At 59.5% G+C, this 15,516-nt stretch carries 13 protein-coding genes; 4 read left to right on the forward strand and 9 right to left on the reverse strand.

Features of this window, described 5'->3' with window-relative positions:
• Positions 1-9 precede the first annotated feature (9 nt).
• Positions 10-1,146, forward strand: a complete 1,137-nt coding sequence (locus E8F11_RS11090) for a DUF3883 domain-containing protein (protein WP_280288886.1) — start codon at positions 10-12, stop codon at positions 1,144-1,146.
• Positions 1,147-1,259: 113 nt separating this feature from the next.
• Here the strand turns inward: E8F11_RS11090 and E8F11_RS11095 are convergent, their stop codons facing one another.
• From E8F11_RS11095 to E8F11_RS11120, 5 genes are all read right to left on the reverse strand, one after another.
• Positions 1,260-4,391, reverse strand: a complete 3,132-nt coding sequence (locus E8F11_RS11095) for a helicase-related protein (RefSeq protein WP_280288887.1) — start codon at positions 4,389-4,391, stop codon at positions 1,260-1,262.
• On the reverse strand, positions 4,381-6,240 hold the full coding sequence (locus E8F11_RS11100; protein WP_280288888.1) for a phospholipase D family protein: 1,860 nt from the start codon (positions 6,238-6,240) through the stop codon (positions 4,381-4,383). The genes E8F11_RS11095 and E8F11_RS11100 overlap by 11 nt, the downstream gene beginning before the upstream one ends.
• Positions 6,230-7,408 carry a DUF6361 family protein gene (locus E8F11_RS11105; RefSeq protein WP_280288889.1) on the reverse strand — a complete coding sequence of 393 codons (1,179 nt, stop codon included), beginning with the start codon at positions 7,406-7,408 and terminating at the stop codon, positions 6,230-6,232. Before E8F11_RS11105 ends, E8F11_RS11100 begins: the two co-directional genes overlap by 11 nt.
• 201 nt (positions 7,409-7,609) lie before the next feature.
• Positions 7,610-8,083, reverse strand: coding sequence for a hypothetical protein (locus E8F11_RS11110; protein WP_280288890.1), 474 nt, complete (start codon positions 8,081-8,083; stop codon positions 7,610-7,612).
• 1,206 nt (positions 8,084-9,289) lie between these two features.
• On the reverse strand, positions 9,290-9,796 hold the full coding sequence (locus tag E8F11_RS11120; RefSeq protein WP_280288891.1) for a hypothetical protein: 507 nt from the start codon (positions 9,794-9,796) through the stop codon (positions 9,290-9,292).
• A gap of 6 nt (positions 9,797-9,802) precedes the next feature.
• On the opposite strand from E8F11_RS11120, the gene E8F11_RS30170 reads away from it, so the two are divergent.
• Positions 9,803-10,087, forward strand: coding sequence for a hypothetical protein (locus E8F11_RS30170; protein WP_348529764.1), 285 nt, complete (start codon positions 9,803-9,805; stop codon positions 10,085-10,087).
• Between the two features lie 41 nt (positions 10,088-10,128).
• Here E8F11_RS30170 and E8F11_RS11130 read toward each other — a convergent pair whose 3' ends face one another.
• From E8F11_RS11130 to E8F11_RS11145, 4 genes are all read right to left on the reverse strand, one after another.
• Positions 10,129-11,037 carry a hydrolase or metal-binding protein gene (locus E8F11_RS11130; RefSeq protein WP_280288893.1) on the reverse strand — a complete coding sequence of 303 codons (909 nt, stop codon included), beginning with the start codon at positions 11,035-11,037 and terminating at the stop codon, positions 10,129-10,131.
• A gap of 80 nt (positions 11,038-11,117) precedes the next feature.
• Positions 11,118-12,122 (reverse strand): lambda-exonuclease family protein, encoded by a 1,005-nt coding sequence (locus E8F11_RS11135; RefSeq protein ID WP_280288959.1) that lies wholly within the window; start codon positions 12,120-12,122, stop codon positions 11,118-11,120.
• Positions 12,123-12,197: 75 nt separating this feature from the next.
• Positions 12,198-13,166, reverse strand: coding sequence for a DUF932 domain-containing protein (locus E8F11_RS11140; protein ID WP_280288894.1), 969 nt, complete (start codon positions 13,164-13,166; stop codon positions 12,198-12,200).
• Positions 13,167-13,259: 93 nt separating this feature from the next.
• Positions 13,260-13,589, reverse strand: a complete 330-nt coding sequence (locus tag E8F11_RS11145; RefSeq protein WP_280288895.1) for a hypothetical protein — start codon at positions 13,587-13,589, stop codon at positions 13,260-13,262.
• A gap of 186 nt (positions 13,590-13,775) precedes the next feature.
• Between E8F11_RS11145 and E8F11_RS11150 the strand changes: the two genes are divergently transcribed.
• Complete coding sequence (locus E8F11_RS11150) at positions 13,776-14,735, forward strand: restriction endonuclease (RefSeq protein ID WP_280288896.1); 960 nt, start codon at positions 13,776-13,778, stop codon at positions 14,733-14,735.
• Between the two features lie 23 nt (positions 14,736-14,758).
• Positions 14,759-15,460 carry a TIR domain-containing protein gene (locus E8F11_RS11155; protein ID WP_280288897.1) on the forward strand — a complete coding sequence of 234 codons (702 nt, stop codon included), beginning with the start codon at positions 14,759-14,761 and terminating at the stop codon, positions 15,458-15,460.
• Positions 15,461-15,516 lie beyond the last annotated feature (56 nt).

Raw genomic sequence — 15,516 nt, forward strand, 5'->3', positions numbered from 1 at the left:
AGGGGGCCAATGTCTCAGCTCTCCCAACTTCGAAGTCCAGTGGCCGTACAGGCGGCCATTGATGAATTTGTGCAGCTGGGGAGAACAAAATTCCTGGCGCGCTATGGCTTTGGCAAGTCGCGCGATTTTCTCGTGCGTGACCCCAAGTCTGGGACCGACTGCGATTCCAAAGCAATTGCCGGCGTCGCCTTCGGCAAGCAGTTTCCCGACCAGGGCCCGCTGAGTGCAGACAGCTTCTCGGGCGGTGAGGCCACCGTTGTGCCTGCGCTAACCTCCCTCGGATTTACCATCATTCGTATCGGCGAAGATTGGTCGGAAGCTGAGGTGGAGGCCACTGTCAGCAACTACTTTGAAATGCTACGCGCTGAAGCCGCTGGATGGCCTTTCAACAAGTCTGAGCACAACCAGGCGCTACGGCGACTGCTGAACGGTCGTAGTAAGTCGTCGGTCGAGCTCAAACACCAGAACATCAGCGCGGTGCTCGACGCATTGGGGCTTCCCTACATCAACGGTTACAAGCCAAGGGGCAACAGTCAATTGCTGCTCCGCAAATCCGTACAAGCGTATGTGCTTAAGCACCAGCAGCTTGTGGGCACCATCGTCGATGCCCTGGAGGAGGTAAAACTGCCCAGCGAGAAAACCTACCTTGCTGCTCTGGTCGAGGCTCCGATGCGCGATGAGCTTGTGCGTGGCCCTGCTCCCGTTCGACAGCGGCTGCCCCGCAAGTTCGACTTTGCCGCTCGTGACGAAGCTAACCGCAAGCTGGGGCGGGCGGGGGAGCAGTGGGTGATCGAGTTTGAACAGCAGCGTCTCACAGACATGGGCAATCCTGAGCTATTCCAGCGCCTGGATTGGGTGGCAGACATGCAAGGAGATGGCGCTGGCTTCGATATTCTGTCGTTCGAAGACGCCGTGCGGCATCGATTCATCGAAGTCAAAACCACCAATGGTAGCGTCGCCTCGTCATTCCTGGTCAGCCACAACGAGCTCGAGTTTTCCAAGGAAGTCGGAGACCAGTTTTACCTCTACCGAGTGTTCCAATTTAGAGAGGGGCCTCGCTTGTTCACTCTCAACGGCGATCTCACTCAGCACGTGTACCTCAAGCCTACGGATTTTCGGGCGAGCTTCCGGAGTTTTGTGGGTTGAAGCTTGGCTAGGAACCATCCCCGTGAGTGTCTGATGTTTTGGTTTTCCCAGCAAAGCTGATGCTCTGCGTCTGGTCAGGCATGAGGTAATCCCACCCTTGCTGCGCCCGTGGGTTAGGGCTGAAGTCTGATCTGCAACGCCTCAAGTTCATCCATCGTCATATCACCCACTAGAAGCCCGCCGAGGTAGCCCAGCAGATCATCTTGGCGGGGCTGGCCGAACGCTAGCCGGTAGACAGTGAGGCTGCGCTTTAGCCATTCGAGGCGCTGGGTTTCGCGGCTGAAGGGTAGGATCGGTACGCGTCGTTCCACCTTCACCGGCCCCTCACATAGCCAATAAGGAGCGAGGTCCGTGTCGGAACCAGCGGACGCCCTAGCTGCAGCGAACATCTGCGCCCAGGGGTCAGACGAAGCAGCGCCGTGCGCCCAAAGCTCATGACCATGATTGTGGGCCACGTTCATACGGACGGCGTGACCCTTAAAGCGATGGACTCGCCCTTCCCGCTGCTCCAAGTCGACCGGATTGCCAGGTAAGTTCCAGTGGTACACACGGTAGCAGTAAGGGTGGAAATCGAGTCCCTCTTGACCTACCGAGGTCGTGGCTAGCACAAAGGGGCGGAACGGCGAGTTGAATGCGTCGCGCACGCCGCCCAGCCGCGCGACCACTCCTTCTTCGTCACGGTAGTCCGCCAGGCGCATGGCGAAACGGCCACGCATTTGGAATTTGTCCACTTTCAGGCGCCCCTCGGTGATTGTGGGATTGTCGACATCAATCTGCGAGGGGCGGATCGAGAGCGCGTCGGCCATGGCTTTGCCGAGTCCGATAACTCGTTCTCCAGGTGACACTGCGCTTAGGCCCTGAGCATCTACGAGGTAGTGCGCATACTCGTCGAGAACCGCTTGGAGGTTCTGCTCTGCCGAGAAGGTGAGTACCCGGTGCCAATAGCGATCTTCCTCGCCGCGTCGCAACAAGGCGACTGCTTCATGCTGATTGAACAGGGTCCGGAAGCCCCAGGCGACGTTGGCCGCCGCGCTCAGGAGGCTCGGATCGTCCCATGCCAAATCGGGCGCTATGCGCCGCAGCGCGCGAAGCGCGCAGATCGCAGGGCTTCCCAAGGCCACATCAACCAGTAGGTCCAGTGCGTCGGTACTCACTGGGCCAAGATCGCCGACTGCTGCCACCTTCATGGCTGCGACGTGATCCTTAAAGGCGTCCTCGCTGGCCAAATTACCCATCCCGTCCGACGCGCCAATCCACCGCAGGGCACCATTCCCCGCCATGGCGTCGATGGCCGCCGGCAGCGCCCATTCGGCAAAACTACCTTCTGACCCGGCCGATCCGCGTGCGACCATATCGATCAATTTCCCCCTCAGCTGTTCGGCAACGTGCGATCGCATGTCGGCGTAGGACAGGCGCTCGGAATGGCCAGCGATCACCGCTAGGGGGTCGCCGAGTTCGGCCAAAACAGGTGACGGATAGATCAATAGCAGGGCACGCAGACCTGCCAGGCGGCCGTCCGCCAATCGGAACTGAAGGGGCCGTGGCCGCTTTGAGTCAAAATATCCACGGCCGGCTTGCCCAGCGCCCATACGCCGCTCGGCCTCGTAGGAAAGTATCGCGGCAATGGCGTCCGGTACCATTGTCCAAGACGAAAAAATCAGCGCCTTGGTCGGCCGGGTGTCTGGAGTCGTATTACCGTAGTAGGGGAGCGCCGGCGGGATCCAGAGGTTTTGCTCGAGGCCGTCCCTGAAGACGTCGTCCATCACCGCGCGCATCCGCCCGTTGGCCGGTTCTATCGGTGCGTAAGCGTTGAGCTGATCGTGGTCGAGGCAGGCGCTCTTGGCCGTCGCCAAGGCGTTGATCAGGGCAGCGGAAGGCTTGGTTCCCTCCTTTTCCTTCAAGATCCGCTTCAGCGCGTAGTCGCGCATGAAGTTGAGCAGGTAGGGCGCCGACTTCCAGTATTCGATGACGTCAGGTGCTTCGAGGGCGCGAGCTACGCTGGAGACCGCCATCGCTTGGCGCAGGTCGTCGACGTGGACGGTAAGGGCCATCCTCGGCTCACAGACCATGGAATCGCGGTCGATGGTGCTGGAGACTCGTTCGGTACGGCACATGACCTGCTTCAGAGAAGTTTCCACCTTGACCTTCTGGGCCAAGGCATTGCCCTTGGCGGCGGGAAGCCCATGAAGGGCGGTCCGGAAGGCGCGCATTTCTTGGTCCAATGCGCTCACCATTTCCCGACCTCGGGTCTGCCCAAAGAGGAAGGTCAATGTCTCCAGGAAGTCGCCATAATGGTCGCCGTCTTCGGTTTGGTCTCCTTGAAGAGTGAGCATTCGGTACGGCGTGGCCGAGAGCAGCAGGGTGCGCACGGCGTTGCCTTTATGATCTCGGTAGTTGAACAGCTCTCGCGCTAAATAGGCGGCGTCGCTTTCACCGTGCAGCAGATCCGGGAAACGCTGAAACTCGTCCATGATGATGAGGTCAGGCTGCAGCGCATCCACGCAGGAGTGGCTGAGTTTGCTCCGCAGGCGGGCGATCACCGCGTTCCGAGAGCCGGTCATGGCGGAGGGGTATCGAGCCCGCCGCCGACGGAAGAGCTCGATAGCTTTCTCCAAGTCGCCGGCCAGAGCCACGTCCTGGCTGACATCCTTTCGGAAGCGGTCGATCAGGGCAGTATCGACCCCTTTGAGCGAAACGTAGTGCTTGATCCAAGATTCCCAACGCTCGGCGCCGACGTCGCACTGCAACAGGTTCTGTAGCCCGCGCGGCGAACTGACCTCGGGGCGCAGCAAATGGAACAGCAGGGCGCGCTCCTCGGCTACGCCAGTCGACGATCGAAGGTCGAACGTCGTGCCTGGGGTCAGGCTGATGAAGTTGACCTTGTTGGCGCTGAGCGAACTTTCGCCCCGCATCTGCAGTGGGACCAGCGTCATACGGGTCGGCAGAGCTAGAGCTTGGTGGCCAAGGACGTTCAGCCGGTTGAGGTTCTGAGCGGCGATAGCCTGGTTCGAGCAGATGTAGAGGATGTCGATCCGGTCGGTTTTATCCCACAGATGCTCGATGGCACGGGCGATAACGCCGCGCGCGACCAGCGTCTTGCCAAGGCCCACCTCGTCGGCTACGAGGAATTGGAAGGCGGGATTTTCGGCGTTGTAGAAGCGGTCGAAGACGTAGTCGACCGTGCGACGCTGGAAGGCTTTCAATAACTGAAGTGCCGATCCAGCCTTGAACGGATCAGCGGACATGGCTTGCCTCCTCGGGCATCGCCAACCGGAAGGCCTCCCAAAGTGCGCGAAACTCCGTCGGGACCGGATCGGCAGTGGAGTCTCCGGTGGCCAGCCGTTTGATCAAGCGCTCGACTGCGGTTAGGCGGCCATCGCCGGCGCAGAGCGCACGTACTAGGTCTTCGAGTAGGGGCACTTCGTCTGCCCCCCCGCGACCCCATGCGCCTTCTCTGCCGCCCGACTGCGCGGCTAAGGCCGCGGCGAATGGGTCGCCAAGCTCAGAAAGCAGTAGCCGCAGATAGCGGAAGAAGGCGTCACGGTTGGTGATGATCGAGCGGAAGATCGCAGAATGGCGCTCAGCCGGAAGGCCGTCCATCGGTAAGCCAATACTGAACAGCAGGCGGGCGTCACTGCCTGAGTCAGCCAGTTGAAAGGCGATGAACCGGGTGAGGTCCGCCAGCGGCATGACGCCAAGATCGACGTCCTTCCCCGCGACCAGCGCAGCCAGGACATCGCGCTGATGCCCGCCGCCGCGGGTGATCGGCCAAACGAAGGCGCTGGCCAGACTGGTGAAGGCCAGCGGTTGCGAGCAGATCAGCCAGACCCGCCACCCAGCGGCGTCCTCACCTTCAGCAAGGGCGTGCTCGCAGCGCAGCGCCAAACCAGCCTTGCAGATTACACGACGTACTTCCTCCAGACGCCGTTCTGCCGCCTTATCCGCAGCGGCGTCCGCCGAGACATCGCCGCCAACGAAGGGGCACAGCAGCCGCCCGAAGCCCTGAGCGCCCAGGATGTTCTCAACGCTGCCTACTTTGGAGGCCTTGCCTGTGATGGTCGCAAACACTTCGACGTTGTTGGCCAACTTGCGGTTGGCAAGCGCCGCTTGGGTGGCGTTGCCAGAGCCAACTGTCAGGACGGTGTCCCAGCCGACCTCCTGTATAAATGCCTTAGCATGGAGGCCTTGCAGGCTTTCCGGCGCCGCCTCTTCACCGTCCTCGCTGGCGGCCATGTCATCGAGTACGCTGACGTGCTCGTAAAGAGCTAGGGTATCGGCCGAGCAAGAGGCCAGTTCGTCGCTCCGCCCCACCAGCACCGGCTTCTCGCGGCTTAGCCTCGCCAGTTGAATAAGGGTAGTGTCGTCACAGAACGGGGAAATGACGCCCATTCGAGTGCAAGCCGACGGTGACCAAACCTCTGACCCGATGCCGTTGACTGCCAGGCTCAGGGTATCAAAATGCTCGGGCAGCACCCACGCAGCTCGATTCAGATCGCCGGCGACATCGAGGGTCAGTGCCCTGATGTCCTCGGATACTGGCTGCACGGTAATCCGCGGCAGGCGTTTTAGAAGGTCGACGATCGGCTTATTGCCCGGCACCACTCGACGGGTAACGTCGCCATCCAGACAAAGGGAAATGTCCCACGAGCGGTCCTGGGTCAGATTCCGCGACAGCACCAAGAGTCGCATTTTTGCCATCCCGCTTCCCGACTGTGGTTTGAAGCGCAGGACCCAGATTTTCGGGTGGAACGCACCGCCCTGCGGAGCTGTGACTTCTATGATCATCTTCTCCAACAGACTGCAGAGCCGGGACTGCGGCTGGATCTGCGCTTGGATATGGCCTGCGTCGTAATAGACGGCGAGCCGATCGGTGATACGTTCAGCGCCCTCAAGCAGGGCCAAGGGCTGACTGAGAATCTCATCGCGATTCTCGGCGGCGAACAGCGCTAGGCTCACCGGTGCGGCCAGGGCCGTCTCGAAGTCGAGGGAGTAGGTAGTGGCGACCGCAGCGTCGAACACATAGCCGGACGGCGCAGACAGGCTTTCGCCGTAGAGGACGCGTGCTTCGGGATCCAGGCTGGCTCTATTGGGCATTTAGCAGATCCTCCAGATGAGACTGGGCCTGCCCCCATCGGAACGATAACTGGTATGCCCCAGAGGCCCCACCCCAGCGATCCAGAGCGGTGTGATTAGCGAAGCGCGACTGCGAAGTCTTCAGTCGCCGCTCCCTCTCGCGGACCAGTACTCTGGCCGCCTCGGAGTCCGGCAGGCCGGCGGCCCCCATTCTAGCTAACGCTACCCAGTCTTGGATGAAGCGAGTTAGCGCTGGACGGATGGTGTGGGTGGGGTGCGCAACCACACGCCAAAAGTCCTCTAGCGACCAGGCTGCAAAGCGTTGGTCGTCCAACCCGACCGCCCATTGGGCCAGTCGGCTGCGATAGAGTTCGATCCAGTCTTCGCGGGCCCGCAGCTCCGCAAGCTGAAGGTTGTAGAGCAGCGCCGCACCATGGATGACGCCGGAAAAGATCTCCGCATGCTGGACTAGACGTCGCGCCTCTGCCGGGAAGTCGCCGAGCGCGGGGTGTTGCCAGATGTAGGCGCATTGACCGTTGTGCGACTGGCCGGCGAGCCAGGTCAGGAGTGAGTTTCGCGCCGAGGCAACTAAGCGGTCGCGAATGAACTGGGCTTCGTCGCCAGTGAGCCTGAAAGAGGTGGTCTCAAGAAGATCAGCAGGGGCGGGCGGCAGGCCCGGATGCCAGTTGCTGCTCTGAAGATCTTCGGAGCCTTCTGCCTCGACGTCAGAACGCTGTCGGCGGCGACGGACTGTTGGTAGCGCCGCGTAATAAGTCTCGCGAGATCCGGGGAACTGGCGGATGCCCCAGGCACCTAGGCCTGCCCAATAGACTGAACTGGGAAGTCGCTGAAGTCGCGCTCCGGCGTCTCGACCTATGACACCGCTCGTCTCACCGCCGGCCTTCAGCGCGTTAGAGAGGCGGATCTCTATGTTTCGGCCCTCTGCGCTGAGTTGGCTGGCTGTGCCGTCGCGCCCTTCAAGCCGACTCAGGATCCAAGGAATGAACAGCATGTAGCGGAGCCGGGTTTGGATTGTGCTGGTGCCCGGGAACAGGTGATCGGCGATGGAATCGCGGATCGCGCCCAAGCCCAGTTCGTCACGGCTCTCGCGCTCCTGGAAAAGAGCCATGATGCGTTGCGCGCGTTGACGCTCCGCCTCATCAAAATCAATCCACGCCAAGGACGACATCAGCACTCCCAATGGCCAACGCGCAAATTTCTCACGCGCGGCGAAAAATTACCCCGAGGACCGCACCAACTCACCACGTGGAAATTGGGAAACCGTTTGCTACGGCGACGGAAATCCACGGATAGGCCTGGCTTTCGACTTTAGTCAGCCCGTAACCACCCGCAAGACTGGCGGCAAAACGCAAGGACGTAGTCCAAGGTTTCAGGTTGGCTCGGAAACCTTGTTGGTCTGATCTTGGGGCACGTTTGGATTGAGGGTCTTCAGGGCTTTCTTATCCAGTCGCGCCTGGCGTCTGCTTTCTGCGGTCATGTGACGCCACTGGCAATCATTTCTGGCAACCCAAGCACCTGCTATCGCGCGAACCGAGACGGCCATCAAGATCGAATACATGGTCAGATCATCTGAATCTTCAACAAGAAGACTAGGAATAAGCACTACAGAGGCCAAGCAGCCAATGAGTATCCAGAATGTCCTTTTGAAGCCGTAGCGGTACCAGCCGATAAAGAGGTATGCGTAGAAGAGATAAGCAAAAAGAGCCCCCCAAAGAAAGCTCAACGTGTTTTTCGTCTCATCGCTGGGCAGGTATGACGCCGTAGGCGTCACTAGCCACGCAAAGCAGTAAAGAATCAGGCTGGCAATTGAGATATAGGTGAAGAACTGAAAAACCTCGGCCATCTGTTTTCCTTAGCCTGCATAATTCCGAAGGGTGCTTACCCTAGCTTGAGCCACTGTAGGGTAAGGAGCCATAGGCTGACTGTCCATGTTCCAATTACACCAATGGACAGCTCCTGGAACAGAGCGCTTGCCAGGCACAGCGTGGAGAAAGGGGCACCAGTGGAATGATGCAGGATCGTAGCGAGGGCCTCACTGCAGCTACCTAGCTCACGATTGCAACGAACCTCTACCGCATTGGTGCCTGGAGTTGCTTTCTAAGTAATGTGCGCGTCACAAATAACTTTTCGGGCCAAACCCGACACGCCGTTCGCTCCGTCGGTTATGCTCGGCATTGGCATCAGTTCCTGCGTTCAGATTGGGCAATCTAACAATTGGCTCCAGTCGTTCGCTTTGCTCACTCGGGACGTCTAATAGCTGCGCTCTTGGTCGCCCCTTAGCCAAACGTTAGACCTCACGAAAGAGCATATGGGTAACCTAAGACAGAAAATCCGGAGGGAGCTTGAGCACAGGCGTCTAGCACAGTCGACGACCGCTCTCGCGGGTCTCACTGGGGCGGTGTCGGCGATCACTGGTACGGCTGCTGCGGCGGCGGCTCCAACCGGCTTGTCCGCCCTATCCGTTGCAATAGGCCTGTCGACTGCGCCCCTTGTAGTCACTGCTGCCCCAGTGGTTGCAGCTGTTGCGGTGGGTTTCGGCACAGCGGCTGGATTTGCCAAGTTCTACTCCTGGTGCAGGGACTATTCCAAGGACGGGGCCGCGGAGGATGGAGCTCCGGACGGTGAGCTCTAACTGAACAAGCCCAGGCATCATGGACAGGCCCGAGCGTCAGAAATGGGACGATTCTGTTGAAAAAGGCAGTTCTGCGGCAGCCACTCAGCCAGGTGCGCCTGCTTTCGAAGTGGCTGCAAGCCACTTCAAGTTGCCTTTCGGCGTTTCACTGAGCGTCCCGGCTCAGGTTTGAAGGTTAATTCGAGGGTTTCTGCTCGCCGCAGGCGTACCTATCCCGTGAGCGGTGGCCCTTGGGGCAAAAGCTTGGCCATGCGACGCAGGTTCTGCACCGTCGCTGCCAAAGTGAATTCGTCAGTGGCATGCGTAGTTTCCGACAAAAAATAAACCAAGTCAGGAGGCCGGGTGGCCTCCTATCTTCGCGTTCTATTTAGACGGGTTGCGTGACGTCCCGCATCAGATCGAAGGAACCGATCCCGGTCATTCGTTCTCCTCATCCCAGGCTTCACCACCGGGAGCCACCGGCGCACCACCTTTTTCCGAGGCCCAAGGATTGCCCACCGGGTCTTCATTGTATTTCGGACCACGACCGATGGCGTAAGCCACCACATTGCCGTTGTAGTCCTCGTCGAGGTAGAAGCGATAGGTCAGCATGTACTTACCCTTGTCACCGTTACCGGCGAAGAAGCCGCGCTGGTAGGTCGGAGAGCCGACCGAGGAACAGACACGCGAGTTGCTGCATTCGACCAGGAACTTACCTTCAACTTCTCGCACCATTTGGCTGCCGTTTTGGGCGGTGTAGACCTCGCTGTAGCTGAGTTTGGTGCCGGGGGTGGTGCAGTTGCGGTATTTGATCGGCGGGAAGATGATCTCGCTTAGCTTCTCTTCGCAGGGCTGGTAGTCAACGCCGAGCACGTACTCGGCCGCCATGGCCGGAAGAGCTGCAGCAGCGAGACTGGTCAGAATAGTCAGTTTGATGATTTTCAAGTTGGTATGCCTCTTGAGGATGAATCACTTCTTGAATTTGACGACGATCCTGTTATCGATCGGGTATTTCTCGATTTCGAAGTCCGGTTGAACGTCATGATGTTGTGGCGGGCAGTGTCGGTATTCGCATTACCAGCCGTCGTCGTGCGGGGCTATGGCGGAGCTCCGGTTTCCGGGCCTTCTCAGCACGCCGACGAAAAGTCCACACGCCAGCAGTACCGCGATCAGGACAAGCGGAAAGCGCAGCAGCAGCGCGCAGGCCAAGACGAACGCTCCCGCGGCGGCCATTGACCCAATGAAGACGAATACGCAGAGGATGAATCGAAGCAGTGTCATCGTGAGACTCCAGCCAAGGAGGCTTCGGTAGCCAGCGATTCCAGCTTGTCCGCTAGCGTAGGTTTGCTCGGTGTTGCGGAATCCGCCTCGGTTTTGTTCGGATCAGGGAGCGGGAAGAACTCTTCGACAAGGGCGCCACTGTCTTCCTCGTTATCCTCGAAGGCCCCTTTGCCAAGTCCCTGCCGCGCAGCATTATCCAAAGCGGCCTGATCGAAACCGGCCGCCCGGCGCACCTCATCCATTTCTTTGGCCGCCTGCAGTGCCGCGGTCATGTCCATCCCGCTGCGCACGGTGATGTCGACGTAGAAAATGGGCGTGCCATGGCTTTGTCGGGTCGACTTGCCGCGCAGGCGAAGTTCCAGCGACAAGCAGGCCAGTCGATTGCCGGAGATGGCCTGGAAGTACTGCAGGCGTGCAGCCAGGGTGCGGATGCTATTGAAGCCTGTCGTACGGAACACGAAGGTGCCCAGCGGATCCTCATCGCCAATGACCACGTTCAGCCGGCCATAGGGCTTGCAGGCACCCCCCTTGGCCAGCGGACAGGCATCCGGCGAAGGGCAGGGCAGGGACTGCATGCCATCCTGGGTGACACGCTTGCAGGTCTCGCCGTTGCCGACACAGAGAGGGCGTCCGGATTGCCGGTCGAAGAGGGTGTAGTCAGCGCGGAAATTCAGCTCCGGCTCGTTGAACAGCAGGCGAATCGGGAGGCTGCGCAGCTTGCCGTCCTGACCCTGGCGCAGCTCGTCGTTGAGCGGGTGCAGTAGCCAGCCATCCCGGCCCTGCACCTGGGAGGTGATGGTGAACTGATCATCCTTCTCCGGCAGACGCTTGCCGTTTTTCTCGACGACCTTGCCGATGGAAATGCGCCCGAGCACGGGTGGGGTAATCGCCAGGCCTTTTAGCATGGTGTTCTCCTGGAAATGAAAAAGGCCATCCGGGCAACAGGTGTCGCCGAGATGGCCAAGGGGGAAGTGATTGAGGGGGATCAGTTGATCAGGAAGCGCCGACTGCCTTCCTTGAGCTTGGCGTAACGCACTTGCAGGTAGGGCTTGTCTTTGAGCAGTCGTTCCACGTCGAGCACGCTGCTGGTCTTGGCTTTTTTCCAGCTGACGGATCCGTGGCTGAACGCCGCTCGGCTTGCTTCGCCCATGGCCTGCTGCAGAATCTGCTTAAGTTCGGCTTCGCGTTTTTCCTTGTCGGCAATCGACTGCCTCACCGCCTTGAGTTCGATGTAGACAGCGGTTAGCCCAGCATGGCTGCTGAAGTCGACAGTCTGGCCGTTGTCCTCCGGATAGAGGCAGCGCAGAGCCGACTCAGCGGAATCCGTACCATCCGCCGGCGGTGGCGTGTCGGTCTCCACGTAGTGCCAGAACTTGCGCTCCAGTTCGATCAGGCGGGCGATCATCTGCTCGTCTCGCTGGATGCGGTGGATCTCCAGCGTCTGACCACCGAGCAGCACTGCCACATCCGCCGCCTGCTTGCCGGTGACGGCGAGTTGGTGCATTACCTGCAACTGCACATACTCAGGCACGCCTTCTTTCCAGAGGCGTGCCCCGTTTATGCCAGCGGTCTTGCATTCGAGGATCTGCACTTCGTCCGCACCGATCACCTCGCGGTCGATATTGGCCAGCATCCAGGACAGCGCGGGATCCGGATGTTGCAGCACGGCATTTATGCGCCGCACCTTTTTGTGGGTACGCTTGCTGTAATGCCAGGCCACGATGGGCTCCAGCACATTGCCCCAATACAGCGGGCTTTCCTCATCCTGAGGGTCGGCCTTCGGTAGCCCGGTATCGCGGCCAGTCTTCTCCAGCCACAGCTCCAGCTGCGACTTGTATGGATTGAGGCCCACGGCGGCGGCCGCATCCGAGCTGCCGATGCCTTGCTTGCGGATCTGCAGCCAGTCCTCGCGCGGCAGCTCCTTGGTGCTGATCAGGCGTAGGGCAGGGCGCGCTTTACGAGTGCTGCCATTCAATGACGTTGCTTTCATGCGGTTCACCTTGCGGACAAAAAACGCCCGATCAGCACAAGGTTGACCGGGCGCGAGGGTGGTTGTAACTGAGGGTTAAGCGGCGAGACGCAGAGCGGCACCCAGGGCGCGCTGCTTGATCTGCGCACCCTGACCGAACCAGGCCGAGTCCATGCGGTATTCATTGCTGCGTGCGCGCCGTTCGTGATCGACGTACTCGGTCACGGCGTTGAGCAGGCCCCAGGCGGTACCGCGTGCCGAGTCCAGCTGGCTACCGCGACCACGGCCTTCATACAGCTCCTGCACCTTACGCAGGGCACGCTCGTTGGGCAGTTGCTCTGGCAGCGCGTCGGTCGGGCCGGTCTCGCACAGCACGTTCATGAAGAAGCCCAGCGCCTCATGCCACTGCACCTTGCGTTCGGCCAACGTGCGCATGCGGTACATGAAGTCGTCCCATTGCGAGACGGCGATGCCGAGCTGCTTCTTCACCGCCTTGGGATCGAAGCGCGTGTTGTGCGGCACCTTGATCGCCCGGCTGGTGCCGTCCAAGGCAATGGTCAGGGTGTTGTTGCACACCACGCGCACCGTAGTCGGCGTCGCCGTGGTGGCCAGGGTGCCGTCGCAGGAGGTGGCCAGTAGGAGATACCCATTCACTTGGTCGTTACCCTTCAGCGTGGAGCCTTGCCCCGTACGCGCCAGCGCCCAGAACTTACGACCGCCCTTGAGCACGCCGGCGGTTTCCAGCTCGTAGCCGGAAACCTCGGTCAGGTCGCGGTAGAACTCCAGCACTTCGCGGGGCTGCACGGTGTGGTAGCGCTGGGAGACCACCGACAACGGTGCCTTGGTGTCCGAGCGGTAAAGCACCTTCTGTTCGGGGAAGGAGTGGATAGCGCCCAGGTGGCCGACGGCATCCGACTTGAAGTGCACGGGGCTTTCGAGTATCTGCCAATCCATGCCGGCTTCGCGCTGCCAGACCTCGATGGGCTGTTTCTGAGTGAGCTGATTGCCCAGGCCATGCCAGGGGGTAGCGCCAGCGTAAGCCATGGTTTCTACGAAATGTGCCATCTGAAGACTCCTTTGGATGCAAGTCGGCATAAAGCGCTGCGCGAGGCGCAGCACCGACCGGATGAATGAAATGAGAGGAGAGGGAGGGCCAGATCAGGCCGGCAGATTGAAGCGATGCCCGCAGAGCAAGCACAGGTTGTGGGCCAGGACGTGGCGGTCCAGCGACTCACCCAACTGAGCGCCAAGTGCGCAGCCACCTACACCACCGGCCAGCCCGCCGAGGATGGCGCCCGACACGGATCCGAGGGTAATGCCGACAGGCCCGCCGATAGCGCCGAGCATCCCGCCAGCGTTTCCGCCAGCGAGAGCAGCGCTGACGCCGCGGACCACACCGCCCACGGTGCCGATGGCCGCGCCGACTTTCATGGCGTGATGGAAGGAAGCGACGTTGGGGGAGTGACAGCGAGGGCACTGCAATGACATGGGGCGAACCTCCTTGGTAGTGATGTCATTGCGGTTATGTAGGACTGAGTTTTTTTCGAATCGAATCAACCAATTGCCGGGGCAGTGATTTCGTTTCTACGGCAGTGACCTTAACTGCGGGGAAATCCCATACCTTGCAAGCGCTCCATAGATTAGACTCGGCCTTTAGCCACAGGGAACGAAAGCATGGCAAGTGAGTTTCATTATCCGCCTGAAGTGTTCAATCTGCTGGTGGATACGATCCCGCTGCTGTGCCGGAGTAAGCAAGACGTGGTTCTCTTCCTCCAAGGCGCAGGAATCTCTCAAGAGGATCTTGCAGAGGTCGCACACATCGTCCGGGCCAACCGTGGCGCCATCAACAAGTTTGAAATCGTTCGCAACGTACTCACCAAGTTGAATGCACGTGGTGATAGCGGCCTCCGTGCGCGCCGTGAAATCATTAAGCGAGTCACTGAATTCGACAACTTCGATACCTGCTGGGACAGTGACCGACTCAAGGCTAAGGGCCTGGTTTCCGAGCTGAGCAAGACAGTAAATGTCAAGGATTCCTTCACTCGCATGAAGCAAGAGCGCGATGCTGAGCGGGAGCAGGTGGTTGCTCGCCAGCGTAAAGAGCAAGCGGCCGCTGCCGAAAAACGCGCCAGGATCGATGACGTGAGCAAGCGACTTTTTGCTTTGTTCGGCATGGACGACAGGCCGCAGGAACGGGGCAAGCTACTCGAATCTGTATTGAACGACCTCTTCACGGCTTACGGCATCACTGTTCGAGAGGATTTCCGCCGAAAGGACCCGGACAGCGCGGTCGTACTTGAGCAGATTGATGGTGTGATCGAGCTGAATGGCTCAATTCACCTTGTTGAAATGAAGTGGCTAAAAGACCCTGTCGGAGTCGCAGAATTTGGCCCACACCTCGTACGCGTCTTTGGTAGGGCGAACGCGAGCGGAATTTTTATTTCAACAAGCGGCTTCACTGAGCCGGTCATCAAGCAGTGTGCGGAGTTCCTTAATCAACGCACCACTTTTCTCTGCTCGTTGCAAGAGATCGTGATGCTCCTGCAGCGTCAAGAAGACCTATTGGCACTGCTCAAGCGGAAGTCTCAGGCTGCGATTGTCGACAAGAACCCTTACCTCGAAATTATTGGCTAGAAATTTAACGGGAAGGACACCCCATGACACTTGATGAGATTAAGGCCTGCCTCCATGCGAGTGGTTTACATATCGCAGCTGAGTCTGGGCTAACAAATGGTACGGGCACGCAGCTTCGGTTGCAAAATGGTGCCATCGTCAACAGCTACCATACCGGCAATTTCAATGTTCAAGGTAAGAACCAAAACGCCGTCAAAGAGTGTCTTGGAGTTCAGCCAACTCTGCCCGTCGCGGCAGTGCCCCAGGGGGTGGCGGCAGCCAAGCCAGTTCTGAGTAAGGTGTTTGTCGTGTATGGACACGATGCGGCTGCGCGCAACGAGCTTGAGGCGATGCTTCGTCGTTGGAAGCTAGAGCCTTTGATTCTGGATCAACTGCCGTCAGAAGGACAGACCATAATCGAGAAGCTCGAAAAGTACACCGCTGAAGTGAGATTCGCTGTGGTGCTTGCGACTCCCGATGACGAGGGCTATCGGGCCAGGCATGAAGATGAGAAGGCATTTAGGGCGCGGCAGAACGTAGTTATGGAGCTCGGCATGATGCTGGCGCTGCTTGGCCGTAAGAATGTTGCCATCCTGATGAAGCAGCAAGACAACATGGAGCGCCCGTCAGATATTCAGGGGCTACTATACATCCCTTTCAAGGACAATCTTCAGAAGGATGCAGGCCTGCTGCTAGCCAAGGAAATGAAGACGCAGGGCTATCCGATTGCCTTGGAGAATGTCTGAGCGCGCGTCCCGGCACTGTGTACGTACTCAGTGCATGGCGGCTGTCCGACATGAAG

It is taken from the genome of Pseudomonas sp. BN417 (assembly GCF_029871205.1).
GTDB lineage: Bacteria > Pseudomonadota > Gammaproteobacteria > Pseudomonadales > Pseudomonadaceae > Metapseudomonas.